This window comes from Rhizobium sp. BE258 (genome assembly GCF_031457345.1).
Classification (GTDB): Bacteria; Pseudomonadota; Alphaproteobacteria; order Rhizobiales; family Rhizobiaceae; genus Rhizobium.
Window position 1 is genome coordinate 286,584 of the sequence record NZ_JAVDWL010000001.1, and the last position, 22,845, is coordinate 309,428.

The following is a 22,845-nucleotide window of genomic DNA, read 5'->3' on the forward strand; positions in this document are numbered from 1 at the left end:
CGCGAGGAGACAGCAATGCGAGACCTGATCCTGACCATGGCCATGTCGCTCGACGGCTTCGTCTGCGGTCCCGAAGGCGAGATCGACTGGATCTTCAACGGCGACCAGGAGGCGATTGCCTGGAAGGTGGAGACGGTAGCGAATGCCGGCCTGCACATCATGGGCAGCCGCAGCTTCAGGAGCATGGCCGGATTCTGGCCGACCGCGGCAGGGCCGTTCGCCGCGCCGATGAACGAGATACCGAAGGCCGTCTTTTCGAAGTCGGGAGCGGCCGTCCTGGAGGCTGCCGAGACCGGCAACTGGCCGGACGCCTATGTGGCGAGCGGTGATCTCAGCGAGGAGATCGCCAAACTCAAGGCCACCGGCGGAAAGCCGATCGTTGCCCATGGCGGCGCCAGCTTCGCACGGAGTCTCATCGCCGCCGATCTGGTCGATCAATACCGGCTGATGGTCTACCCGTTGGCGCTCGGCAGCGGCCTGCCGATCTTCTCCGGCGTCACGCCGCTCCGCCACCTTGAGCTGGTCAGTTCAAAGGCCTTTCCAAAGGGGACACAGGCACAGATTTTCAGCCGCGCCTGACCATGGCTGCGCGGGCCGGATAATAGGCGGAAGAAGATTTCCCCGCCGACTGCCGCAAGAGTGAAATGGCGGGAACAAAAGCCCGCCGCCGCCGTTCCGGATCGTTATCCTTCCGAACAAAGGCGGCTCATGACGCTTCCCACATCCACCTACCGGCTCCAGTTTCGCAACGGCATGACCTTCGACCATGCGGCCGAACTCGTGCCCTATCTCAAGGCGCTCGGCATCAGCCATCTCTATGCCTCGCCGATCTTCACGGCGGTCTCCGGCTCGACCCATGGCTATGACGTCACCGATGCCAACGAGATCGACCCGGCGATCGGCGGGCGCCAGGGGTTCGAGCGGCTCTGCGCCGAGCTCAAGGCAGCCGGTCTCGGGCTGATCCTCGATATCGTGCCGAACCACATGGCGGCCTCGACCGAAAATGCCTGGTGGCGGGATGTCCTGCGGTATGGAAAACAGAGCCGCTATGCCGGCTATTTCGACATCGACTGGTCCGAACCGCTGACGCTTCCTATCCTCGGCAAACCCTTCGAGGAAGCGCTGGCTGACGGGGAATTCAAGGTAGTTGGAGACCCGGAGACCGGCGAGCAGACCCTTGCCTATTTCGAGACGCATCTGCCGTTGCATCCCGATAGTGCCGAAACTGGCGACATCTGCCGGCTCCACGCGGCGCAGCACTGGCGGCTCACGCACTGGAAGACGGCCGCATCTCATCTGAGCTACCGCCGCTTCTTCGAGGTCACCGGCCTCGCCGGCCTGCGCGTCGAGGACGAGGCCGTCTTCGAGGACAGCCATCGCGTCATCCTCGATCTTGTCCGGTCGGGCAAAGTGCAAGGCTTGCGCCTCGATCATATCGACGGCCTTGCCGACCCCAAGGCCTATCTGGACCGGCTGCGCAAGGCCGCCGGACCGGAGACCTATATCATCGTCGAAAAGATCCTCGGCCATGGCGAGAGCCTGCCTGCGGATTGGCCGATCTCGGGGACGACGGGCTATGAGTTCATTTCCGCTCTTGCCGATCTCTTCATCGACCCCAAGGGAACGGCCGAGTTGCAGAAGGCGTATACGACCATCGCACCGGCCAACGCGGATTTTCAAGCGGGGTTGAGAGCCGCCAAGATGCTGATGGTGGAGCGGAATTTTGCCGGCGAGGTGAACCGCCTAGGCAAGCTCGCGACCGCCGCGCTCCCCGATACACCGGAAGCGGATATCAGGAACGCCATTCGCGAGCTTCTGATCGCCTTTCCTGTCTATAGGAGCTACGGCCAAGGCGGTGCGATGGACGCACGCGAGGCCACGGTGCTGGAAGAGATAAGAGGATCGGCCGCCAGGCATGTCAAAGACCGCAGGGCGCTCGACGGCGTCTACGCATTGCTGGCCAACGGCCACGCGGAAGAATTCCAGCGGCGCTTCCAGCAGTTGAGCGGTCCCATCATGGCAAAGGCGATGGAGGACACGCTGTTCTACCGCCACAACCGGCTTCTCGCCGCAAACGAAGTCGGCGGCGAGCCGGACGCGATTCCCGAAGGCGGTGAGGCTTTTCACCGCTTCATGCAAAAGCGTGCGGAAGAACAGCCGCATGGGCTTTCGGCAACCTCGACACACGACACGAAACGCGGTGAAGACGCCCGCGCCCGGCTCTATGCCCTCAGCGAGGAGCCGGACCTGTGGCGCCGCAGCGTCGATCGCTGGCGCGAGATGAACCGCGAACACCTCACCGAACTGCCGGGCGGCCTGACGCCGGAGGGCAATGTCGAATGGATGCTCTACCAGGCGCTGGCCGGCATCTGGCCGGAAGATTTCAGCGAAGGCCGGGCGGAAGCTTTGACGGAGCGATTTGCCGCCTATGCCGAGAAAGCGATCCGCGAGGCCAAGCTCGGCACCAGCTGGGACGAACCGCATGCGGGATATGAGGCCGCGGTGAATGCCTACGCATCGGCGCTCACAGCCTCATCGAACCTCAATTTCCATGAGGACTTCGCCGAAACGCTGCGGCCGCTCCTTTCCGCCGGCTATCTCAACAGCCTGTCGCAGACGCTGATCAAGCTGACCGCTCCCGGCATCCCCGATATCTATCAGGGAGCGGAAGGCTTCGATTTCAGCCTCGTCGATCCCGACAACCGCCGCCCGGTCAATTTCAAGGCACTCCGCAAGTCGCTTTCGGCGCATGGCGAAATCGGCGAGCTGACGGCACCGGTTCTGAAACAGCGAATTATCGAGATCGGCCTGCACCTGCGCCGCCGCCAGCCGCAGCTGTTTGCCGCTGGCCGGTATCTGCCGCTCAGCATCACGGGAAGCCGGAAGGACCACGCCGTCGCTTTCGCCCGGCAACTCGACGGCGACTACGCGATTACGGTCGTGCCGCGTTTGATGCTCGGCTGGCTGGACCCCGGTGTATTGTTTTCAGGGCCGGAGTTCTGGGCTGATACCGCGGTCGAGATCCCGCCAAGTCTGCAGGGCATCAAATGCGATCTTCTTACCGGACATCATCTCGATCCCGGAGCTAGGCTGCCGCTCGCCGGTATTCTCGGCGTCCAGCCAGTCGCCCTGATCGAGCCTGATTGACGATTTTCAGGCGGGTTGAAATTTCCCGCTTGACCTTCCAGTTGCTGGAAGGTTCATAAGCCTATCCACTGCCCTTGCGGGCAAAGGAGAGTCTTATGGATCGTCACGACCATTCCCATCATCACGGCCACGAAGCGCAGGGCTGCTGCTCCGGCCATAGCCACGGCGCACCGGCCGAGGCGCCCGTCACGCGCGATCCCGTCTGCGGAATGACGGTCGATCCGGATGCCGGCAAGCCGAGCCTCGTCCTTGAAGGACATAACTACCATTTCTGCTGCGATGGCTGCCGCAAGAAATTCGAAGCAGTGCCCCAGGATTATCTCACCGCCAAGGATCCGGTCTGCGGCATGTCCGTCGATCGCTCAACGGCGAAGCATTTTTTGAAGCACGAGGGCGACAAGTTTTATTTCTGCTCGGCAGGCTGCAAGGCGAAGTTCGAGGCAAGCCCGGGCGATTATCTCGATGGCAATCGCCCAGAGGCAAAGCCGATGCCGAAGGGCACGCAATATACCTGCCCGATGCATCCGGAAATCGTCGCCGACCACCCCGGCGACTGCCCGAAATGCGGCATGGCGCTGGAGCCGATGGGCATTCCACCGGCAGATGAGGGTCCGAACCCAGAGCTCGTCGACTTCACCCGCCGCTTCTGGATAAGCGCTGCGCTGGCCGTTCCGCTGCTGGCGCTGACCATGGGACCGATGATCGGTCTGCCGCTGCGCGAGATGATCGGCGAGGCGCGTGCCGTCTGGCTCGAACTCGCCCTGGCGACACCCGTCGTGCTTTGGGCCGCCATCCCCTTCTTCCGCCGTGCCTGGGCCTCGCTTGTCAACCGCAGCCCGAACATGTGGACGCTGATCGGCCTCGGCGTCGGCACCGCCTATCTCTACAGCCTCGTCGCGACATCTGCGCCGGGCCTCTTCCCGATGAGCATCCGCGGCCACGGCGATATGGTGCCTGTCTATTTCGAGGCAGCCGCCGTTATCGTCACGCTCGTCTTCGTTGGCCAGCTTCTGGAGCTGAAGGCGCGCGAGCGCACCGGTTCGGCAATCCGTGCCTTGCTCGATCTTGCCCCGAAGACCGCGCGGCGGATCACCACCGATGGCAGCGAGATCGATATCGAAGTCGATGACATCGCCAAGGGCGACCGCCTGCGGGTCCGCCCCGGCGAGCGTGTCCCTGTGGATGGACGGGTCACCGAGGGGCAGTCGACCATTGATGAAACGATGATCTCTGGCGAGCCGTTGCCGGTCGAAAAGACCAATGGTGATGCCGTGACCGGCGGTACCATCAACCGCAACGGCAGCTTCATCATGACTGCCGAACGGGTCGGCGCCGAGACGACGCTGTCGCAGATCGTCGATATGGTCGCCAAGGCGCAGCGCTCCCGTGCGCCGATCCAGGGTGCCGTCGATCGCGTCTCCGCCGTCTTCGTTCCCACCGTCGTTGCCGTGGCGATCCTCGCCTTCGGTGCCTGGATGATGTTCGGTCCGGAGCCACGCCTCGCCCATGCACTGATTGCCGCGGTGGCGGTACTGATCATCGCCTGCCCCTGCGCGCTCGGCCTGGCAACGCCGATGTCGATCATGATCGCCACCGGCCGCGGCGCTCAGGAAGGCGTATTGATCAAGGATGCCGAAGCGCTGGAGCGCTTCTCCAAGGTCGATACGCTGATCGTCGACAAAACCGGCACCTTGACCGAAGGCAAGCCACGCCTGACCGACACGGTTGCCCTTGAGGGCATCGACGAAAGCCGGCTGCTTGCCGTGGCGGCAAGCCTCGAACGCGGCTCCGAGCATCCCCTCGCCGAAGCGATCGTTGCCGGTGCTGAGGAACGCAGCATTGCGCTATCCGAGGTCACATCGTTCGATGCCATCACCGGCAAGGGTGTCACCGGCCTTGTCGATGGCGCTAAAATCGCGCTCGGCAATGCCGCGATGATGGGGGATCTCGGCATCGATACCGCGGCGCTCGACGAACAGATCAGTGATTTGCGCGACGACGGCAAGACGGTGATGTTCGTCACCATCGACGGCAGCCTCGCCGGCTTCGTCGCAGTGGCCGACCGGATCAAGCCGACAACGGCAGCGGCCATCCGGGCGCTGCATGACAGCGGTCTGCGGATCATCATGGCGACCGGCGACAACGAGCGCACAGCAAAGGCCGTTGCCAAACAGCTCGGCATCGACGAGGTGCGTGCCGACGTGTTGCCCGAGGGCAAGAAGGCGCTGATTGACGAGTTGCATGCCAAGGGCGCAGTCGTCGCCATGGCCGGCGACGGCGTCAATGATGCGCCGGCGCTCGCCGCAGCCGATGTCGGCATCGCCATGGGCACCGGCGCCGATGTGGCGATGGAAAGTGCGGGCATCACGCTGGTGAAGGGCGATCTTACCGGAATTGTCCGCGCCCGCCGTCTGGCGGAGGCAACGATGCGCAACATCCGCCAGAACCTTGGCTTTGCCTTCGGCTACAACGCGCTCGGCGTTCCCGTCGCCGCAGGCATCCTTTACCCGGTGCTCGGCCTGCTGCTCTCGCCGATGATCGCGGCGGCGGCGATGAGCCTGTCATCTGTCTCGGTCATCGCCAACGCGCTCAGGCTGCGCGTGCAGAAACTCTAGGAGGCTGCCATGAATATCGGCGAGGCATCGGACCGGTCCGGTCTTCCGGCAAAGACGATCCGCTACTACGAGGATATCGGCCTAGTCCGCCCTGAAAGGGGCGGAAACGGCTATCGTGACTACGACCTGTCCGATGTCCACAAGCTGCGCTTTCTGCAGCGTTCCCGCGGCCTCGGTTTCTCGGTCGAGGAATGCCGGCAGCTTCTGGCGCTCTACGAAGACAAGAGCCGCGCCAGCGCCGACGTCAAGGACATCGCCCAGACCAAGCTGACCGAGATCGACCAGAAGATCCGCGAGATGATGGAGCTGCGCCGCGCGCTCGAGCATCTCGTCCACGCCTGCCACGGCAATGACCGGCCCGATTGCCCGATTTTGGATGGGCTTTCGGATGGTAAGGCAGTTTAGCCTCAGCGCCGGTAGACCTCTCGGCGATTGCCGATCCGGACGATCAGGATCTCCACGATCCCATCCTCGATATGCGCGATGATGCGGTAATCGCCGACACGATATTTCCAGAAATTTCCGAGCTCGGATCCCTTCAGCGCTTCACCGATCGAACGCGGATCATCGAGCTTCGCTAGCCTGCCGTGAAGAAAGACAAGAATTCGCTTGGCGGCATCCGCGCCGAGTTTGGAAAGCTCGCGTTCTGCCGAGCGCTCGAGCCTAATCTTCCAGACCATAGGCCTTCATCAGATCTTCGAGCGCGACGCTGTCGCTCCGCCCACTGCGAACATCTTCCAATCGCTTCTCGGCGAGATAGATATCTTCCAGATCGTCCAGGTATTCGAGAATGGCCTCGCGCGCGTAAAAGCTCTTGCTTCTGCCGGTGCGCCTGGCAAGTTCATCAAGCCGGGCTTCAACATCCGGCGGCAATCTGAGGGCGAGCATCGGTGTTCTCCTTGCTATACATGTATAGCAAATCCCGCGTGGCGCGGCAATCGAACGAAAAATCTGAAAGTGCCGAAAATTTTCGGGAATAAATCCCGGCCAGCATCCGTATACTCAATCATGGAACGGAAAGAACGCCCATTCGATGTTATCGGACAGCTCGCAGCGCTCAGGCGCTACGCGCGTGCTCTGGTGCGCAACTCGGATGACGCGGAAGATCTGGTGCAAGATGCCTTGCTGCGGGCCTACGAGAAGCGTCAGAGCTTCCGCGGCGGCGGCAATCTTCGCACCTGGCTGCTTTCCATCGTTCACAATGCTCACATCGATCGCGTTCGCCAGAACCGGTCGCTCACACGCAGGCATGACGAAGCGGCCCTCGAGGCGGACCAGTCGCTGCCGGCGGGACAGGAACATGCCGTGCGCCTCCAACAGGTTCGCGACGCTTTCTTCAACCTGCCGGAAGAACAGCGGGAGGCGCTGCATCTCGTCGCCATCGAAGACCTTTCCTATCAGGAAGCGGCCGCATCGCTCGGCATTCCTGTGGGAACGCTGATGTCGCGGATCTCGAGAGCCCGCGCCCAGCTTCGTGAATTCGAGGAGAAGACACCGCGCGTTTCGCACCTGCGCCTAATCGGAGGGAACGGCAATGAAAGCAGTTGATCCGATCATCGACACCGATCTCGACGCCTATGTGGATGGCGAGCTCGATGTGGCGCGCCGCATCCAGGTGGAATCCTACCTTTCGGAGAACCCGGATATCGCTGCGAAGGTGATGGCCGATCTCAGCATCAAGGGCGAACTGCGCCTGGCGCTGGCCGGCGAGAATGCCTTCGGCCGGATCGAAACCCGGGATGCCGCACGGCGGCTGGAGCGTGGTCTGTCCTATGGCCGCATCCTGCACACCGTCCAGCGGATCGCTGCCGTTGCCGTGCTCGTTGCTGCCGGCTGGGTCGCCCACACGTCGTTCGGCGCCTTCACGGCAACCGAAGTTGCTGCTTCGACACCGGCGCCTGCCTATGTCGAAGATGCGGTCCGCGCCTACCGGACGGCGCAGCTCCGCCAGACCATGCCGTCACAGGCGGCGGCACCACACTACAACGCCGACGACATTCGTGCGGCGACTGCAATTACCATGCCCGAACTGCCGAAGGGCTGGAAGGTCTCTGATGTTCAGATCTTCCCGTCTGCATTCGGCCCGAGCGTGGAGATGGCTATCCAGGAAGCGAACGGCAAACAGCTCTCGTTGTTTGCCGTTAGGCCGGGGGCGTTTGCCGTGCAACCGGTTGGCCATCTCGCGCTCGACAATACCGAAGCTGCCTACTGGCAAATCGGCGAAGTGGCCTATGCCCTCGTTGCCGGTGATGGCGGCCTCAATCTCGACAGGGCGGCCGAAGGCCTAGCCCGCTCGCTCTACTAGTTCAACCCGAGGAGATCGCAATGAACCAGATCAATCCGCGTTACGGCTACGGCTCTGCCGCCGGCTCGCAGGCGCTCTTCGACGAGGGACTGCGCCAGCATATGCTGCGCGTCTACAATTACATGGGTGTCGGCCTCGTCATTACCGGCATCGTCGCCTTCATCGTCGGCTCGACGCCGGCGCTCTACGTGCCGATCTTCCAGTCGCCGCTGAAGTGGGTCGTCATGCTCGCTCCGCTGGCCTTCGTCTTCTTCTTCTCGTTCAAGATCCAGACGATGTCGGCCAGTGCTGCACAGATGATGTTCTGGGCGTTCTGCGCCGTCATGGGCCTGTCGCTTGCCTCGGTGTTCCTGGTGTTCACCGGCACGAGCATCGCCCGTACCTTCTTCATCGCCGCAACGATGTTCGGCGCGACCAGCCTCTACGGCTATGTCACCAAGCGTGATCTGGCGAAGGTCGGCTCGTTCCTGATGATGGGCCTGATCGGCGTCGTCATCGCTAGCATCGTCAACATCTTCCTTGGCTCGTCTGCGCTGCAGTTCGCCATCTCGGTCATCGGTATCGTCGTCTTCGTCGGCCTGACCGCTTGGGACACGCAGAACATCAAGGAACAGTTTTCCGAGAACCACGATCAGGAATCGAACCAGAAGCTTGCCGTCTTCGGTGCTCTGTCTCTCTACCTGAACTTCGTCAACATCTTCCAGCTGCTGCTCAACTTCACGGGCGAGCGGGAATAGGACTGCGCTTCTGGGGGCAATGGAAGCGCTAGAGCGTCCGGCCCGCAATCTGTGACAGGATGGCGGGCCGGACGTTCACCCTTAGAGAGAAGGCCGGAGCGAAAGCTTCGGCCTTTTTTGCGTTTCGCTTAGAGGATGCCCCAGGCACGGTAGCGGCCGCGGCCGGTCATCTCGCGGATGCCGATCTCGTTGAGCAGATTGAGCGCGCCGCGGCTTGTGACCTTCAGCTGCTTGGCAACCATCGCCGAAGAAACCATCGGCCGCGACAGCACGAAATCGGCAAGCTGCGGCAGGCTGCTATTGGAGCGCCGGTCCCGGAAGCGCAGCTCCATCTGGGTGCGGGCCAGAGTCAGGCGATCCATCTCCTTGAGGCCGGTGGCCGCGCTTTCACTCATCGCTTCTAGGAAGGCCAAAAGCCGGGTCAGCCTGTCGCGCGAGCGGCGGCGCTCGTGGCGCACCGTCTTCAGCCCGCCGTAGAAAGAAAAGAGATGCGAGGCGACCTTGCCGCGCGCCCGCAAATGGCTGGAGGCCAGCAATCCGCCAAGCCAGTTCTGCCGCCGGAGCGGCTCGATCCTTTCCCAAGCCTCGAAAAGAACGGCGGCGGCGAGCACCGGAGGCAGATCGCCGGCAAGCGGCAGGACTGCACGCCAATCCGCAAGCCGCAGCCCCTCGTCCCACTCGTCGTCGCCGAAAAGCCCGAGTGGATCGTCGCTGCGCTTTTCCTTCGGCCGTTCTTCCGGCTCGGCCTCCTTGCCGATATGGGCATCGAGCAATTTCTGAGAGCGGGCGAGAACCGCATCGATCTCGGCAAGCTCGGCGGCCAGAAGCTCGTCGGGATCGTCTGCCTCCTCCTCGACGGGGCGCAGGCTCTTGATCTCCGGCGCCGTCCCCTCGTCCAGCCCGGCTCCGGCAAGCGCGTTCAATCCTGCGGCGCTCAGCGCCCAGGTGGGGTCCGCAGTCCAGATCCGCCGCCTTGCGCGAAGAACCGCATGCGCGATCGTCAGTTCGTGGCTCGGCGTGCGGCTGTCCATATGGGCGTCGTGCAGAACGAGATCCTCGATATGAACGAGCTCTCCAGCGACCCAGAGCGCGCCTGCGGCATCGAAAAAGTGGCCACGCTCGGTAAAGCCTTCGCCCACAGGCGAGCGCGCGGCGCGCTCATCGAGACGCGCCAGCATGTCCTCGGCTTGCACCACCGCTGGCAGCAGACTTTTCAGCAGAGCGTTGTCGATCTCATAGCGCATGTCATTTTCCGGAAGCCATCTTAGTGTTTACTTCCGCTATTTGACGCATGATTCGCAATAAGCAGGCGGTCGATTCTCAGGAGGCCGGGCTGAAACGGGCGACAAGCGCATGCCGGTCGCCAGGATAGGTGAAGCGCACATGGGTGACCGGCCCGGCATTGCTCCAGGTTCGGCGCTCGATGACGAGGCAGGCCGTGCCGCGGGCAATATCCAGCGCGTCGGCAGCAGCATTGCCCGCCGACAGCGCATGGATCTTGTGCTCAGCCGTCGTCCAGGGCACCTGCTTCAGAAGCCAAGCTCCTGGCGCAACATCGCCGAAATCCGCAGTCGCGGCATCGGGCACGGTTTCGAGATTGATCAGACGCTCTTCCAGGCAAAAGGGGCGCGGCCCGGCAAAGTGAACGCAGGCGAGCTCCAGAAGCGGCGTACCGGCTGCCAGATCCGGCAACCGCCCGTCTCCCGCCTTTGCCTTCCGGCTCGATTTCGCTACGACGCGATAGCTGTAGGGCAGGTTCAACGATTGAACCTCGGCCTTTATGTCGTGGATCTCAAGAACGGCCGATTGCGCCTGCGGCTGGGTGACGAAGCTGCCGGATTTCTTCCGCCGCTCGATCAGCCCAGCCTTGGCAAGCTGAGTCATCACCTTGTTCACGGTCATACGCGAACAGCCATACTGCTGGGCGAGATCGACCTCGAAGGGAATGCGGTGCCCCGGCGGCCACTCGCCGGAGACGATACGGCCCTCGATCTCGCTCAAGATGCTTTGATGCAGTGTCGCATCCTTGCTACCGTTCATCTCTGGCTCCGGTTGGCGTCCTCCCCGCTCTAGAGCTTATACGGAAGGAAGGGAAGGCTCATGCATCCAGCAGCTCGCGCATCGCGGCAAGGAAACGGCGATTGATGGCCTCCCGCTTCTTATGGCGGCCACCCTCGACCTGCTTGCGTCCGAGCGACCAGACACTGTCTATCCCGACACCACCGGCAAAGATCCAGTGATCGAGCAGCTGATCGCCGGAGAGATAGGGAACGGCGGTGCAATCGAGCGAGATGATATCGGCATCGCTTCCTTCACCAAACCCGGCCGCGGCAGACAGTGCCGCATTGCCGCCCTTGAGGGCATTGTCGAACAGGGCGCGCGCCGTCGAACCGCCGGGCGCGGCAATGACGTTGCGGGCGCGGCGATGCAGACGCTCGGAATATTCGAGCTGGCGCAGCTCGCCGGACAGCGAAATCAGCACGTTGGAATCCGAGCCGATACCATAGCGCCCGCCCTCTTCCAGAAAGAGCGGCGCGGCAAACGTACCGTCGCCGAGATTGGCTTCGGTGATCGGGCAGAGGCCGGCAATCGCGCCGCTTCTCGCCATGCCGCGCGTCTCGTCATTCGTCATGTGGGTCGCATGGATCAGGCACCAGCGGCCGTCGACCGGGGCGTTGGCAAGCAGCCACTCGACCGGACGCGCGCCGGACCAGGCGATGCAGTCCTCGACCTCCTTGACCTGCTCGGCGATGTGGATGTGAACAGGGCCGTTGCCTGCCAGCGGCAAAACCGCATTCAGCTCGTCCGGCGTTGCAGCCCGGAGACTATGCGGCGCGATACCGAGTTTGGCGCCCTCGATCCCGCCCGTTATCGCCGTGCAGCGCTCCATCAGGCTGCCGAAGCTTTCCACCGAGTTGATGAAGCGGCGCTGCCCCTCGATCGGTGCCGCGCCGCCGAAACCGGAATGGGCATAGAAGACAGGCAGAAGCGTCAAGCCGATACCGGTATCGGTACTGGCGCTGGCAATGCGCCCGGCAAGCTCTGCAATATCGCCATAGGGACGGCCATCCTTGTCATGGTGCAGGTAGTGGAACTCGCCGACGCGGGAGAAGCCAGCCTCCAGCATTTCCATAAAGAGCTGCGCCGCCACGGCCTCGACGTGGTCGGGCGTCATCGACAGCGCAAACTTGTACATCACTATGCGCCAGCTCCAGAAGCTGTCATCGGCGGGGCCGCGAACTTCGGCGAGGCCCGCCATGGCGCGCTGAAAAGCATGGCTGTGGAGATTGGGCATCGCCGGGACCAACACCGAGTGTAGCTCATCGCCTGCGGCGGCCGCGACACCGGTCTCGACCTTGGCAATGCGGCTGCCCTCGATCGTCAGCCTCACATCACTTTGCCACCCCTGCGGCAGCAGCGCGCTTTTTGCATGAAGTGTCGTCATCGGCTTCTCCCTTCAGGGCGTCCCATCTTTCTTTTCCATGGAAGCGCCCAAAATTCCACTTGTCACTTGATTATTATGTATATACATGTTTCGACATAAGGAAAGGCGTAAAGCTGATGACAGGGGATAATCTTTTCACCGGAACGGACCGTCCAAGCCTCTGGCGCAACGCCAGACTGGCGACGCTCGATCCTTCACAGTCCGGTCTCGGCATCGTCGAAAAAGGTGCTGTCGTTACCGAAGGCGGCCAGATCACCTATGTTGGCCCGGAAGGCGAATTGCCTGTTTCAATGATCGAGCGTGCCGAGATCATCGATCTCGAAGGACGCTGGGTTACCCCCGGTCTTGTCGATTGCCACACGCACATCGTTTATGGCGGCAACCGCGCCCGCGAGTTCGAGATGCGCCTCGAAGGCGCGACCTACGAGGAAGTCGCCCGCGCCGGCGGCGGTATCGTTTCCTCGGTCAAGGCGACCAATGCGCTGTCGGTCGACGGCCTCGTTCAGGCCTCGATACGTCGGCTCGATACGCTGCTTTCCGAAGGCGTCGCGACCATCGAGATCAAGTCCGGCTACGGACTGACCAGCGACGGTGAGCTGAAGATGCTGGAAGCCGCCCGCGCGCTCGGCGCCATCAGACCCGTTCGGGTCAAGACCAGCTATCTCGGCGCCCACGCGACACCCGCGCATTACAAGGGCCGCAACGGCGACTATATCAACGATGTCGTGCTGCCGACGCTGGATGAAGCGCACAAGCGCGGTCTTGCGGACGCCGTCGATGGTTTCTGTGAAGGCATCGCCTTCTCGACCGACGAGATCGCCCGCGTCTTCGATCGTGCCAAGGCGCTTGGCCTGCCGGTCAAGCTGCATGCCGAGCAGCTTTCGAACCTTGGCGGCGCCAAGCTCGCAGCCGGTTACGGCGCACTGTCCGCCGATCATCTGGAATATCTCGACGACGAAGGCATTGCGGCGATGGCAGCGAGCGGAACCGTTGCCGTGCTGCTGCCCGGCGCCTTCTACGCGATCAACGAAAAGCAGAAGCCACCAGTCAGGGCGCTGCGCGCCGCAGGCGTGCCGATCGCCATCGCGACCGACTGCAATCCCGGCACCTCACCGCTGACTTCTCTGCTGCTGACGATGAACATGTCGGCAACGCTTTTCGGCCTCACCGTCGAGGAATGCATCGCTGGCGCCACCCGCGAGGGTGCTCGCGCCCTTGGCCTTCTTGGCGAGACCGGAACGCTGGAAGCCGGAAAATCCGCCGATATGGCAATCTGGGATATCGAGAGCCCCGCCGAGCTCGTCTACCGCATCGGCTTCAACCCACTTCATGCACGCGTCTACAAGGGCGAAAGGATCGGCCGTTGACCATCACCCTCCATCCAGGCTCCGTTTCTCTGAAACAGTTGGAAACCATCTACTGGACCGGCGAACCGGCCAGGCTCGATACGTCTTTCGACGCCGGGATTAGCAAGGCTGCCGCGCGCATCGCCGAGATCGCCGCGGGCAACGCGCCCGTCTACGGCATCAATACCGGCTTCGGCAAACTGGCTTCGATCAAGATCGATGCCGCCGATGTCGCCACGCTGCAGCGCAACCTCATCCTGTCGCATTGCTGCGGCATCGGCGCGCCGCTGCCCGAGAATGTCGTGAGGCTGATCATGTCGCTGAAGCTGGTCTCACTCGGCCGCGGCGCATCCGGTGTTCGCCTCGAACTCGTCCGGCTGATCGAGGGCATGCTTGAAAAGGGCGTGATCCCAGTTATCCCGGAAAAGGGTTCCGTCGGCGCCTCCGGCGACCTTGCACCGCTCGCCCATATGGCAGCCGTGATGATGGGCGAAGCCGAAGCCTTCTTCGCAGGCGAACGCCTCTCGGGTGCCGCCGCATTGCAAAAAGCCGGGCTGACGCCTGTCGTGCTCGCCGCCAAGGAAGGCCTGGCGCTGATCAACGGCACGCAGACATCGACGGCGCTGGCGCTGGCAGGCCTCTTCCGCGCCCACCGCGCCGCGCAGGCTGCGCTGATCACCGGCGCGATGTCGACGGATGCCGCCATGGGTTCCTCCGCGCCTTTCCATCCCGACATTCACACGCTGCGCGGCCACAAGGGCCAGATCGATACGGCAGCGGCGCTACGTGCCCTCCTTGACAACTCTGTCATCCGCCAGAGCCATATCGAGGGTGACGAGCGCGTGCAGGATCCCTACTGCATCCGCTGCCAGCCGCAGGTCGATGGCGCCTGCCTCGATCTTCTCCGTTCAGTTGCCCGCACGCTTGAGATCGAATCCAATGCAGTCACCGACAACCCGCTGGTTCTCTCCGACAACTCCGTCGTCTCGGGCGGCAATTTCCATGCCGAGCCGGTCGCGTTTGCGGCCGATCAGATCGCCATCGCCGTCTGCGAAATCGGCGCGATCGCCCAGCGCCGCATCGCACTGCTCGTCGATCCCGCCCTCTCCTACGGCCTCCCGGCCTTCCTCGCCAAGAAGCCCGGCCTGAATTCCGGCCTGATGATCGCTGAAGTGACCTCGGCGGCGCTGATGAGCGAGAACAAGCAGATGTCGCACCCGGCGTCGGTCGACTCGACGCCGACCTCGGCAAACCAGGAAGATCACGTTTCCATGGCCTGCCATGGCGCTCGCCGCCTGCTGCAGATGACCGAGAACCTCTTCGGCATCATCGGCATCGAAGCGCTGACGGCAGCGCAGGGTGTCGAGTTCCGCGCACCGCTCGCCACCAGCCCCGAGCTGCTGAAGGCGATCGGCGCGATCCGCGCCGTGGTCCCGACGCTCGAAATCGACCGCTATATGGCCAACGACCTCGAGGCCGCCAGCGGCCTTATCGCCACCGGGGCGCTGAACGCGTCCGTTTCCGCCAACATCCTTCCTTCTCTGGAGATCTGAGATGAGCAATCCGCGTCACAACATTCGCGAAATCCGTGCGCCACGCGGCGACGAACTGAATGCCAAGAGCTGGATGACCGAAGCGCCGTTGCGCATGCTGATGAACAATCTCGATCCCGATGTGGCCGAGAACCCCAACGAACTGGTCGTCTACGGCGGCATCGGCCGCGCCGCCCGCACCTGGGAAGATTTCGACCGGATCGCCGCAACCCTGAAGACGCTGAACGAGGACGAGACGCTGCTCGTTCAGTCCGGCAAGCCGGTCGGCGTGTTCCGCACCCACAAGGATGCGCCGCGCGTTCTGATTGCCAATTCCAACCTCGTGCCGCATTGGGCCACGTGGGATCATTTCAACGAGCTCGACAAGAAGGGCCTCGCGATGTACGGCCAGATGACGGCCGGTTCGTGGATCTATATCGGCACGCAGGGCATCGTTCAGGGCACCTACGAAACCTTCGTCGAAGCCGGCCGCCAGCACTATGACGGCAACCTAAAAGGTAAGTGGATTCTTACCGGTGGTCTGGGCGGCATGGGTGGCGCGCAGCCTCTTGCGGCCGTGATGGCCGGCGCCTGCTGCCTGGCCGTCGAATGCGACGAGACTCGCATCGATTTCCGTATCCGCACCCGCTATGTCGATGAAAAGGCAAAGACCCTCGACGAGGCACTGGCCCTTATCGACAAGTGGACCAAGGCCGGTGAGGCCAAGTCCGTCGGCCTGCTCGGCAATGCCGCGGAGATCTTCCCGGAACTGGTGAAGCGGATGAAGGCTGGCGGCCCGCGCCCCGACATCGTCACCGACCAGACCTCTGCACATGACCCGCGCAACGGCTACCTGCCGGTCGGCTGGACCGTCGAAGAAGCCAAGGCCAAGCGCGAGACCGATCCGAAATCCGTCGAAGACGCTGCCCGCGCCTCGATGCGCCAGCATGTCGAAGCCATGGTTGCCTTCTGGGATGCCGGCGTTCCGACACTCGATTACGGCAACAACATCCGCCAGGTCGCCAAGGACGAGGGCCTCGAAAACGCCTTCGCCTTCCCGGGCTTCGTACCGGCCTATATCCGCCCGCTGTTCTGCCGCGGCATCGGCCCGTTCCGCTGGGCCGCTCTGTCGGGTGACCCGGAGGATATCTACAAGACCGACGCCAAGGTGAAGGAGCTGCTGCCTGACAACAAGCACCTGCACAACTGGCTGGACATGGCGCGCGAACGCATCGCCTTCCAGGGTCTGCCGGCACGCATCTGCTGGGTCGGCCTCGGCGACCGCCACAAGCTCGGCCTCGCCTTCAACGAGATGGTCCGGAACGGCGAGCTGAAGGCGCCCGTCGTCATCGGCCGCGATCACCTGGATTCCGGCTCCGTCGCCTCGCCGAACCGTGAGACCGAAGCGATGAAGGACGGCTCGGACGCCGTTTCCGACTGGCCGTTGCTCAACGCGCTGCTCAACACCGCATCGGGCGCCACCTGGGTGTCGCTCCACCACGGCGGCGGCGTCGGCATGGGCTTCTCGCAGCATTCGGGAATGGTCATCTGCGCCGACGGCACCGACGATGCGGCGCGCCGCCTCGGAAACGTTCTTTGGAACGACCCGGCGACCGGCGTCATGCGCCACGCCGATGCGGGCTATGACATCGCGATCGATTGCGCCAAGGAGAAGGGCCTGCGGCTGCCGGGGATTTTGGGGAACTGATCTCAGACCAGCTGGATAAGACCGCCGTATCGCGCGACGGTCTTATCCACGGTTATCAGGGATAGCCCCTCAACGAGCGATTGCGCGATGAGGATGCGGTCGAACGGATCGCCGTGAATATGAGGAAGTTCGCCCACGGCCACGGCATGTTCGCCCATCAGCGGAAGCTCGAGGTAACCCTGATCTATCAGCGTTCGGCGCAACTTCTCGGCATCGACGGAGAAATCGGGAAACCGCGGCAACGATGACTTGATAGCGATTTCCCAGATACTGATCGTGGAGAAAAATACCTCGTTCTCGATGTTCTCGAGAAGTCCACGCGCTTTTTGCGGCAGCCTCCAAGACATGCCGCTCATCCACAGTAGGATATGCGTATCAACAAGGAGCTTCATCGGTCCTTGAACTTATCGGGATTGCCATAGAACATCTCTTCGATCTCTTCGGCCATCATCGTGTCGAAGTCGTCAGGGACCTTAAACTCACCGTCCATGAAACCGATACGCCGCTTCTTGGGCTTCTCGACCTCATCGATCGGCACGACCTTGCCGATCGGTTTGCCCGCCTTGGCGATGATGAAGGACTCGCCTTTCGCGACCTTCTCCATCAGGCGCGACAAGTTGGTCTTGGCTTCATGGATATTGACGATTTCCATGGTGCATGCACCTCTTTGAACTTAGTCCACTGAACTTAGTCCACTTGATCGTATTTTTCAATCCGGAGCCCGCCATGCCGCGCATTACCCATCTCAAGGCCAGCAACCATCGCCGCATGCCGTGGAAGAATGGCGGCGGGGAGACGGTGGAAATTGCTATCTTCCCCGAGAATGCGGCGCTCGGGGCATTCGACTGGCGGGTGAGCATGGCAACGGTTGCCAGCGATGGACCGTTTTCGATTTTCGAAGGAATCGACCGGACGCTGTCAATTCTCACCGGCAACGGCATGTCGCTCGCCATCGGCGGCCGGGATCCTGTTTTGCTGACCAAATCGAGCAAGCCGCTCGCCTTCCCTGCCGACGTTCCGGTGGCCGCCACCCTCGCCGACGGCACGATCACCGATCTTAATGTCATGACGCGGCGCGAAGGACTTGCGCACAGCGTCGTACGGCTTGTGATCGATGGTGATTGGACCGGCACGGTGAACGCCGGCACGGTTCTGCTTCTTTGCCGCGACGGCAGCCTCGTCTGCGAATACCGCGGAGAAAATGCAGCACTCGAGAATGACGACGCGGTCCTGGCCGCAGTGGAACACCCATCTCCACTCGTTCTTCGCGGCCGCGCAACCTGCTATCTGATCCACATCCGGCAGGCGTAGCACGACCACGCCTGCGGACTCGCCGAGCAATCAGGCGCGATCCAGCTCGCTGCGCAGCCGGTGCAGGAAGAGTTTCAGCTGCTCTTCATCGACGCCGACGAGGTGCCGCTTTTCCGGATAGGCGCCGGTTTTGACATCCTCGGCGAATTCGGTGAAGGCCGCGATACGCTCGCGCTGCAACCGGTCATGCTCAGCTGCGAAGTTGCGATAGACCTTGGCGTGGCGCGGATAGTGGTCCCGATTGGCGCCGAGCACATCGTCGGCGAAGAGATATTGCGCATCGCATCCGGTTCCGGCACCCATGGAGATCATCAGCATCGAAGTGTTCTGGCTGATCGCAGCCGCGACCTCGCCGGGCACGACCTCGATCTCGGCCGCGAAGGCGCCCGCTTCCTCCAGTGCCTTGGTCTGGCGCCAGATCTCGAAGGCGCTCGCAGCCGTCTTGCCGACAGCGCGAAAGCCGCCGGTCCAGGTCGCCTTGGATGGGATGAGGCCGACGTGACCGCAGACGGGAATCCCCTCCTCGCGCATCCGCCGGATGGTGGAGAGCCCGGCAGCGCAATAGACGGCGTCACCGCCGGCTTTCAGCGCCTTGAACGCCTCACGCATATATTCGTCCGCCGAGACCAGATCGCCATATTCAAGCCCAGGGATGGCAAATGGGCTCGGCGCCACCTCGCGGAAGACCGGCCCCAAAAGCGCCGGTGGAACCGAGACGATATCGATCTTCGCCTTCTCCGCGGCCTCCGCTTCTTCCAGCGAGGTCACGCGCAGCATCGTAAGTTGACGCTTACCTTTTTCTGCCAAAAGATCGGCGACGGTCGGCCGGATATGCTTCTTCATCTTGTTCTCCATTCAGGCCGCGAGCAGCGACTTCAATTTGACATTGGTTGAGGTCAGGGCCGCCGGATCGGGATGGGCGCGCGCCGCAATCAGCATCTCCGCAAGGCGGATGTCGCGGGCGACCGCGTTACCGGTTCCAATGCCACTTGCCGCCAGCAGGCGGCCGCCGGCATCGAGATGGAAGAGGATGAAGGCGCCGTCGCCGAGATCGCGCCTCAGATGCGTCACTGCTCCATCGGAGAGGCCTGCGATCTGCAGTGTCAGATCATATTGATCCGACCAGAACCACGGCACCGCGGAAATCGTCTCGCTGCCGCCCATCATATTGGCGGCGGCGAGGGTGCCCTGCTCCTGCGCATTGCGCCACGATTCGAGTCGCACGCGTTTACCGCCGTAAATTTCAAGGGGAAAAGAGCAGCAGTCTCCAGCGGCATAAATGTCCGCCCTGGAGGTCTGTAGATGTGTGTCGACAGCGATACCGTTATCAACAGCAAGGCCTGCTTTCGCCGCCAGTTCGACATTCGGTCGGGCACCGATCCCAACGAGAATCATGTCGGATTCCAGCGTTGCACCCGCCATGCGGATGAAGGCGTGTCCCTCCGCTTCGCCGATCGCTTCGATCGCCGCTTCGCAGCGCAGATCGATGCCTTCGTCCCGATGGCGCTCGGCGAGCGCATGGGCGATCTCCTCAGGCACGCCACGCTTCAACACCCGCTCAAGCCCCTCGACGAGGGTGACGCGCGCGCCGAGCTTGATCGCAGTCGCCGCCACCTCGAGGCCGATGAACCCGCCGCCGATAATGGCGATATGCCTGCCCGGCTGCATGACACCGCGCAGGGCGATCGCGTCCTGGTGCGTGCGCAGCGCCCGGATCCGCGCGCTCATCGCAGACGTACCGGGAAACTCCCTGGCGCTGGCACCCGTCGCCAGCAGCAGCTTGTCATAGGCGATCACCGCGCCATCGGAGAGCACCATGTTCCGAGCTTCCGGATCGAGACTCTCCACCGAAACGCCGTTCAGCAGGCGGATATTCGCCGCCTCATAGCGTTCGGCAGCGGCGATCAATTTGGGCTCGATCGTTTCGCCGAGGCTCGCCTTCGATAGCGGTGGCCGCTCGTATGGCAGCAGGGTTTCGGTTCCGACAAGCGTGATGCTGCCGTCGAAACCCTTTTCGCGCAGCGCAAAGGCAGCGCGGGCGCCGCATTCTCCGGCCCCGACAATGACGAAATGAGACACGGGAGCCTCCTAGAGAGAGATGAAGACGGCGCCGCCTTCGACCTTGACCGGATAGGTCTTCAGGTTGACGCAGACAGGAGCGCCCTTGGCCTCGCCTGTCTTGTAGCTGAAGCGGCCGTTATGTTTCGGACATTCGATGATGTCGTCCATCACCAGACCATCCGCGAGGTGAATGCGCTCGTGCGTGCAGAGCCCGTCCGTCGCAAAGAACTCGTCGTCGGGGCTGCGATAGACCGCGAAGGTTTTGCCGTCGTGATCGAAGCGGATGACATCCTCTTCGTCGATATCATCGGCCGCGCAGACTTCGATCCAGTTTCCGCTCATGTTCTTTCCTCCCAGATATGTCGTTTACTGTGCGGCGGGGGCGAGCTCGCCGTGGAACTCCTCGCGATACGGCCGTGCCGTCTGCGGCAGTTCGCGCTTCAGGAAATAGTCCTCGTTGCGCAGCTGGCGCAGGAAGGCCGGGATCATTTCCTTGTAGCCCGACCACATCGAGGCGTTCGGCGCCGGAAGATCGTGTTTGATCATCGCGTGCAGCTGCGGTAGCGCGTGATAAGGCACCATCGGGAACATGTGATGCTCGACGTGATAGTTCATGTTCCAGTAAATGAAACGGCTGATCGGGTTCATGTAGACGGTGCGGCTGTTCAGCCGGTGATCGATGACATTGTCGGCAAGGCCGCCATGCTGCAGCAGACCGGTCAGCACATGGTGCCATGCACCGTAGAGACGCGGCAGACCAATCAGCATCAAAGGCAGGAACGAGCCCAGATAGACCGCGAGCGCGATGGTCACGAGATAGATCGCCAGCCAGATGCGCGCAACCTGGATCGTCTTCGGCTGTTCCATCTCCGGAATAAAGGTCTTCTCGGCCGCACTGATGACACCGAAGGCGTTGCGCAGCATATCGATGACGGCATATCCGGCGTCGAGAATGCCGAAGAAATTGAGGATCAGCCGGAAGAGATCCGGCGGGCGCATGACGGCGATTTCAGGGTCGCGGCCGACGATGACGGTATCGGTGTGATGGCGCGTATGGCTCCAGCGCCAGGTCACCGGATTGCGCATGATCATGAAACAGGCGATCTGATAGACGGCGTCGTTCATCCAGCGCGTCTTGAATGCCGTGCCATGACCACACTCGTGCCAGCGGCTGTCGGACGCCGAACCGTAGAGCACGCCGTAGGCGAGGAAAAAGGGCACGCAGAGCCACGAGCCCCAGAAATAGATGCCGAGGCCGGCGAAGATCACCATGCTGCCGAGCCAGATGACCGTGTCGCGGATCGCTGCCGCATCGGAGCGCTGCATCAGCGCCTTCATCTCCTTGCGCGACACTTCGGTGTGATACCATTCGGCCGCGGCAAGCCCAGTCTCAACCGCCCGGCGGCTGCTCTCGCCCAGCAGGCTATAATCGCGTTTCATCGTCTCGGTCATTCTTGCCTCCCGCCGCTCCTTGGCTGCCATGAAGGTTAAGTTGACTTTGCGCCGGGCTCAATGCAGTCTTGATATATTCTATCAAAAGACATCACGACTGACTTTCATTTGTGATGGAATCCATCAGGAAAAACGATGCGCCGGCCAACCATTTCCGATCTCGCCCGCAGCTCCGGCGTCAGTGTCGCGACCGTCGATCGCGTGTTGAACGGCAGGCATAAGGTGCGCGAGGAGACGGCACGCCGGGTCTATGATGCGGCGCAGTCGATCGGTTACCACGCGGTCGGCCTCATCCGGCAGCGGGTGTTCGAGGACCTGCCGCGCTATCAACTGGCCTTTCTGCTGCAGAAGCCGATGCAATCCTTCTACCAGGCCTTTGCCCGCGAGATCGAGCTTGCGGCTGCGGCCTGCACCACGGCACGGCTGCAGGTTCAGATCGATTATCCCGCCGCCTCCACCCCTGCCGCCATCATCGAGAAGCTCAAGAGCCTGACCGCCAGCAATCAGGCGGTGGCCATGGTGGCGCCCGATTATCCGGCGGTGACGGCCGCCGTCGAGGAGCTGAAGCAGAAGGGTATTGCGGTCTTCACCGTTCTTTCCGACTTCGCGGAGGGCGTGCGCGCCGGCTATCTCGGCCTCGACAACCGCAAGGTCGGGCGCTCGGCAGCCTGGACGATCGCCCGCACGGCCCGGAAGCCTGGAAAGGTCGCCTGCTTCGTCGGCAGCCATCGCTTCCATGGCCACGAACTGCGCGAAATGGGCTTCCGCTCCTATTTCCGCGAGGAGGCGCCGAAATTCGATCTGCTCGAGACATTGATCAATCTCGATACGGTCGAGATCACCCACGAGGCGACGTCGACATTGTTGCAGAAACATCCGGATCTTGCCGGCCTCTATGTCTGCGGCGGCGGCATGGAGGGGGCGATTGCCGCGATACGCGAGGAGAAGCGCACCGGCGAAGTGGCGCTGATCGTCAACGAGCTCGTCCCCGAGAGCAAGGAGGGTCTGATGGATGGCACGGTGACCATGGCGATCAGCACGCCGCTGCCGGCACTTTGCCGCGAGCTAATCACCCAGATGACCACCGCGATCGAAACCGGGGAAGCGGGGAGCGCCGGCCAGACCTTTCTGCCGCTTGAGATCTACATCCCCGAGAATATCTAGAATGATGGAATTCCATCATTTC

The 22,845-nt window shown here is 62.5% G+C and carries 23 protein-coding genes; 12 read left to right on the forward strand and 11 right to left on the reverse strand.

Features of this window, described 5'->3' with window-relative positions; translation table 11 throughout:
* Nucleotides 1-15: 15 nt before the first annotated feature.
* The 4 genes from J2X43_RS01450 to cueR all read left to right on the forward strand — a co-directional run bounded on the left by J2X43_RS01450 (nucleotide 16) and on the right by cueR (nucleotide 6,167).
* Nucleotides 16-579: a dihydrofolate reductase family protein gene (locus J2X43_RS01450; protein ID WP_310290268.1), complete on the forward strand. Its 564-nt coding sequence runs from the start codon at nucleotides 16-18 to the stop codon at nucleotides 577-579.
* A gap of 129 nt (nucleotides 580-708) precedes the next feature.
* A complete protein-coding gene (treY, locus tag J2X43_RS01455; protein WP_310290270.1) occupies nucleotides 709-3,147 on the forward strand; it encodes a malto-oligosyltrehalose synthase in 2,439 nt (812 codons plus the stop codon).
* 95 nt (nucleotides 3,148-3,242) lie between these two features.
* Nucleotides 3,243-5,762 (forward strand): heavy metal translocating P-type ATPase, encoded by a 2,520-nt coding sequence (locus J2X43_RS01460; protein WP_310290273.1) that lies wholly within the window; start codon nucleotides 3,243-3,245, stop codon nucleotides 5,760-5,762.
* A 9-nt stretch (nucleotides 5,763-5,771) separates the two neighbouring features.
* Nucleotides 5,772-6,167, forward strand: a complete 396-nt coding sequence (gene cueR / locus J2X43_RS01465) for a Cu(I)-responsive transcriptional regulator (RefSeq protein WP_310290275.1) — start codon at nucleotides 5,772-5,774, stop codon at nucleotides 6,165-6,167.
* A 2-nt stretch (nucleotides 6,168-6,169) separates the two neighbouring features.
* Here cueR and J2X43_RS01470 read toward each other — a convergent pair whose 3' ends face one another.
* Nucleotides 6,170-6,442 (reverse strand): type II toxin-antitoxin system RelE/ParE family toxin, encoded by a 273-nt coding sequence (locus tag J2X43_RS01470; RefSeq protein WP_112388915.1) that lies wholly within the window; start codon nucleotides 6,440-6,442, stop codon nucleotides 6,170-6,172.
* Nucleotides 6,426-6,650, reverse strand: a complete 225-nt coding sequence (locus tag J2X43_RS01475) for a TraY domain-containing protein (protein ID WP_310290280.1) — start codon at nucleotides 6,648-6,650, stop codon at nucleotides 6,426-6,428. Before J2X43_RS01475 ends, J2X43_RS01470 begins: the two co-directional genes overlap by 17 nt.
* A gap of 120 nt (nucleotides 6,651-6,770) precedes the next feature.
* On the opposite strand from J2X43_RS01475, the gene J2X43_RS01480 reads away from it, so the two are divergent.
* Genes J2X43_RS01480 through J2X43_RS01490 form a run of 3 tightly spaced genes read left to right on the forward strand, consistent with a single transcriptional unit; the run spans nucleotide 6,771 to nucleotide 8,804 of the window.
* Nucleotides 6,771-7,310: a sigma-70 family RNA polymerase sigma factor gene (locus J2X43_RS01480; RefSeq protein WP_112388913.1), complete on the forward strand. Its 540-nt coding sequence runs from the start codon at nucleotides 6,771-6,773 to the stop codon at nucleotides 7,308-7,310.
* Nucleotides 7,297-8,067: an anti-sigma factor gene (locus tag J2X43_RS01485; RefSeq protein ID WP_310290284.1), complete on the forward strand. Its 771-nt coding sequence runs from the start codon at nucleotides 7,297-7,299 to the stop codon at nucleotides 8,065-8,067. The genes J2X43_RS01480 and J2X43_RS01485 overlap by 14 nt, the downstream gene beginning before the upstream one ends.
* A gap of 20 nt (nucleotides 8,068-8,087) precedes the next feature.
* Nucleotides 8,088-8,804, forward strand: a complete 717-nt coding sequence (locus J2X43_RS01490; RefSeq protein ID WP_112388911.1) for a Bax inhibitor-1/YccA family protein — start codon at nucleotides 8,088-8,090, stop codon at nucleotides 8,802-8,804.
* A 128-nt stretch (nucleotides 8,805-8,932) separates the two neighbouring features.
* On the opposite strand, the gene J2X43_RS01495 is transcribed toward J2X43_RS01490, so the two are convergent.
* The 3 genes from J2X43_RS01495 to J2X43_RS01505 all read right to left on the reverse strand — a co-directional run bounded on the left by J2X43_RS01495 (nucleotide 8,933) and on the right by J2X43_RS01505 (nucleotide 12,249).
* Nucleotides 8,933-10,048 carry an RHE_PE00001 family protein gene (locus J2X43_RS01495; protein ID WP_310290287.1) on the reverse strand — a complete coding sequence of 372 codons (1,116 nt, stop codon included), beginning with the start codon at nucleotides 10,046-10,048 and terminating at the stop codon, nucleotides 8,933-8,935.
* A 76-nt stretch (nucleotides 10,049-10,124) separates the two neighbouring features.
* Nucleotides 10,125-10,844, reverse strand: coding sequence for a histidine utilization repressor (hutC, locus tag J2X43_RS01500; RefSeq protein ID WP_310290290.1), 720 nt, complete (start codon nucleotides 10,842-10,844; stop codon nucleotides 10,125-10,127).
* A gap of 58 nt (nucleotides 10,845-10,902) precedes the next feature.
* The gene (locus J2X43_RS01505) at nucleotides 10,903-12,249 is read right to left on the reverse strand and encodes a formimidoylglutamate deiminase (protein WP_310290293.1); all 1,347 of its coding nucleotides are present in this window, start codon (nucleotides 12,247-12,249) and stop codon (nucleotides 10,903-10,905) included.
* Nucleotides 12,250-12,365: 116 nt separating this feature from the next.
* Here J2X43_RS01505 and hutI point away from each other — a divergent pair, with 116 nt between their 5' ends.
* The 3 genes from hutI to hutU are packed head-to-tail and all read left to right on the forward strand — an operon-like array spanning nucleotide 12,366 to nucleotide 16,835.
* Nucleotides 12,366-13,616 (forward strand): imidazolonepropionase, encoded by a 1,251-nt coding sequence (hutI, locus tag J2X43_RS01510; RefSeq protein ID WP_310290295.1) that lies wholly within the window; start codon nucleotides 12,366-12,368, stop codon nucleotides 13,614-13,616.
* A complete protein-coding gene (hutH, locus tag J2X43_RS01515; RefSeq protein WP_310290297.1) occupies nucleotides 13,613-15,148 on the forward strand; it encodes a histidine ammonia-lyase in 1,536 nt (511 codons plus the stop codon). Before hutI ends, hutH begins: the two co-directional genes overlap by 4 nt.
* A 1-nt stretch (nucleotide 15,149) precedes the next feature.
* A complete protein-coding gene (gene hutU / locus J2X43_RS01520) occupies nucleotides 15,150-16,835 on the forward strand; it encodes a urocanate hydratase (protein ID WP_310290300.1) in 1,686 nt (561 codons plus the stop codon).
* 2 nt (nucleotides 16,836-16,837) lie between these two features.
* On the opposite strand, the gene J2X43_RS01525 is transcribed toward hutU, so the two are convergent.
* On the reverse strand, nucleotides 16,838-17,227 hold the full coding sequence (locus J2X43_RS01525) for a type II toxin-antitoxin system VapC family toxin (RefSeq protein WP_310290303.1): 390 nt from the start codon (nucleotides 17,225-17,227) through the stop codon (nucleotides 16,838-16,840).
* Nucleotides 17,224-17,487 (reverse strand): type II toxin-antitoxin system Phd/YefM family antitoxin, encoded by a 264-nt coding sequence (locus tag J2X43_RS01530; protein WP_112516477.1) that lies wholly within the window; start codon nucleotides 17,485-17,487, stop codon nucleotides 17,224-17,226. The genes J2X43_RS01525 and J2X43_RS01530 overlap by 4 nt, the downstream gene beginning before the upstream one ends.
* Before the next feature lie 74 nt (nucleotides 17,488-17,561).
* Here J2X43_RS01530 and J2X43_RS01535 point away from each other — a divergent pair, with 74 nt between their 5' ends.
* On the forward strand, nucleotides 17,562-18,146 hold the full coding sequence (locus J2X43_RS01535) for a HutD family protein (protein WP_405049553.1): 585 nt from the start codon (nucleotides 17,562-17,564) through the stop codon (nucleotides 18,144-18,146).
* 30 nt (nucleotides 18,147-18,176) lie between these two features.
* Here J2X43_RS01535 and J2X43_RS01540 read toward each other — a convergent pair whose 3' ends face one another.
* The 4 genes from J2X43_RS01540 to J2X43_RS01555 are packed head-to-tail and all read right to left on the reverse strand — an operon-like array spanning nucleotide 18,177 to nucleotide 21,659.
* Nucleotides 18,177-18,989 (reverse strand): 3-methyl-2-oxobutanoate hydroxymethyltransferase, encoded by an 813-nt coding sequence (locus J2X43_RS01540; RefSeq protein WP_310290307.1) that lies wholly within the window; start codon nucleotides 18,987-18,989, stop codon nucleotides 18,177-18,179.
* A gap of 12 nt (nucleotides 18,990-19,001) precedes the next feature.
* The gene (locus J2X43_RS01545; protein ID WP_310290310.1) at nucleotides 19,002-20,225 is read right to left on the reverse strand and encodes an FAD-dependent oxidoreductase; all 1,224 of its coding nucleotides are present in this window, start codon (nucleotides 20,223-20,225) and stop codon (nucleotides 19,002-19,004) included.
* Between the two features lie 9 nt (nucleotides 20,226-20,234).
* Nucleotides 20,235-20,549: a MocE family 2Fe-2S type ferredoxin gene (locus tag J2X43_RS01550; protein ID WP_112388900.1), complete on the reverse strand. Its 315-nt coding sequence runs from the start codon at nucleotides 20,547-20,549 to the stop codon at nucleotides 20,235-20,237.
* Nucleotides 20,550-20,573: 24 nt separating this feature from the next.
* A complete protein-coding gene (locus tag J2X43_RS01555; protein WP_310290315.1) occupies nucleotides 20,574-21,659 on the reverse strand; it encodes a fatty acid desaturase family protein in 1,086 nt (361 codons plus the stop codon).
* A 135-nt stretch (nucleotides 21,660-21,794) separates the two neighbouring features.
* Between J2X43_RS01555 and J2X43_RS01560 the strand changes: the two genes are divergently transcribed.
* A complete protein-coding gene (locus J2X43_RS01560) occupies nucleotides 21,795-22,823 on the forward strand; it encodes a LacI family DNA-binding transcriptional regulator (RefSeq protein WP_310290318.1) in 1,029 nt (342 codons plus the stop codon).
* The last annotated feature ends 22 nt before the right edge of the window (nucleotides 22,824-22,845 follow it).

Excerpts from the sequence above, each read along its gene's own strand:
- hutI (WP_310290295.1), top strand. The coding sequence starts at position 12,366 with ATGACAGGGGATAATCTTTTCACCGGAACGGACCGTCCAAGCCTCTGG.
- J2X43_RS01540 (WP_310290307.1), bottom strand. The coding sequence starts at position 18,989 with ATGAAGAAGCATATCCGGCCGACCGTCGCCGATCTTTTGGCAGAAAAA.
- J2X43_RS01450 (WP_310290268.1), top strand. The coding sequence starts at position 16 with ATGCGAGACCTGATCCTGACCATGGCCATGTCGCTCGACGGCTTCGTC.
- J2X43_RS01550 (WP_112388900.1), bottom strand. The coding sequence starts at position 20,549 with ATGAGCGGAAACTGGATCGAAGTCTGCGCGGCCGATGATATCGACGAA.
- J2X43_RS01470 (WP_112388915.1), bottom strand. The coding sequence starts at position 6,442 with ATGGTCTGGAAGATTAGGCTCGAGCGCTCGGCAGAACGCGAGCTTTCC.
- J2X43_RS01560 (WP_310290318.1), top strand. The coding sequence starts at position 21,795 with ATGCGCCGGCCAACCATTTCCGATCTCGCCCGCAGCTCCGGCGTCAGT.
- J2X43_RS01495 (WP_310290287.1), bottom strand. The coding sequence starts at position 10,048 with ATGCGCTATGAGATCGACAACGCTCTGCTGAAAAGTCTGCTGCCAGCG.
- J2X43_RS01505 (WP_310290293.1), bottom strand. The coding sequence starts at position 12,249 with ATGACGACACTTCATGCAAAAAGCGCGCTGCTGCCGCAGGGGTGGCAA.
- J2X43_RS01555 (WP_310290315.1), bottom strand. The coding sequence starts at position 21,659 with ATGACCGAGACGATGAAACGCGATTATAGCCTGCTGGGCGAGAGCAGC.
- J2X43_RS01525 (WP_310290303.1), bottom strand. The coding sequence starts at position 17,227 with ATGAAGCTCCTTGTTGATACGCATATCCTACTGTGGATGAGCGGCATG.
- cueR (WP_310290275.1), top strand. The coding sequence starts at position 5,772 with ATGAATATCGGCGAGGCATCGGACCGGTCCGGTCTTCCGGCAAAGACG.
- J2X43_RS01485 (WP_310290284.1), top strand. The coding sequence starts at position 7,297 with ATGAAAGCAGTTGATCCGATCATCGACACCGATCTCGACGCCTATGTG.
- J2X43_RS01480 (WP_112388913.1), top strand. The coding sequence starts at position 6,771 with ATGGAACGGAAAGAACGCCCATTCGATGTTATCGGACAGCTCGCAGCG.
- treY (WP_310290270.1), top strand. The coding sequence starts at position 709 with ATGACGCTTCCCACATCCACCTACCGGCTCCAGTTTCGCAACGGCATG.
- J2X43_RS01475 (WP_310290280.1), bottom strand. The coding sequence starts at position 6,650 with ATGCTCGCCCTCAGATTGCCGCCGGATGTTGAAGCCCGGCTTGATGAA.
- hutU (WP_310290300.1), top strand. The coding sequence starts at position 15,150 with ATGAGCAATCCGCGTCACAACATTCGCGAAATCCGTGCGCCACGCGGC.
- J2X43_RS01490 (WP_112388911.1), top strand. The coding sequence starts at position 8,088 with ATGAACCAGATCAATCCGCGTTACGGCTACGGCTCTGCCGCCGGCTCG.
- J2X43_RS01460 (WP_310290273.1), top strand. The coding sequence starts at position 3,243 with ATGGATCGTCACGACCATTCCCATCATCACGGCCACGAAGCGCAGGGC.
- hutC (WP_310290290.1), bottom strand. The coding sequence starts at position 10,844 with ATGAACGGTAGCAAGGATGCGACACTGCATCAAAGCATCTTGAGCGAG.
- J2X43_RS01530 (WP_112516477.1), bottom strand. The coding sequence starts at position 17,487 with ATGGAAATCGTCAATATCCATGAAGCCAAGACCAACTTGTCGCGCCTG.
- J2X43_RS01535 (WP_405049553.1), top strand. The coding sequence starts at position 17,562 with ATGCCGCGCATTACCCATCTCAAGGCCAGCAACCATCGCCGCATGCCG.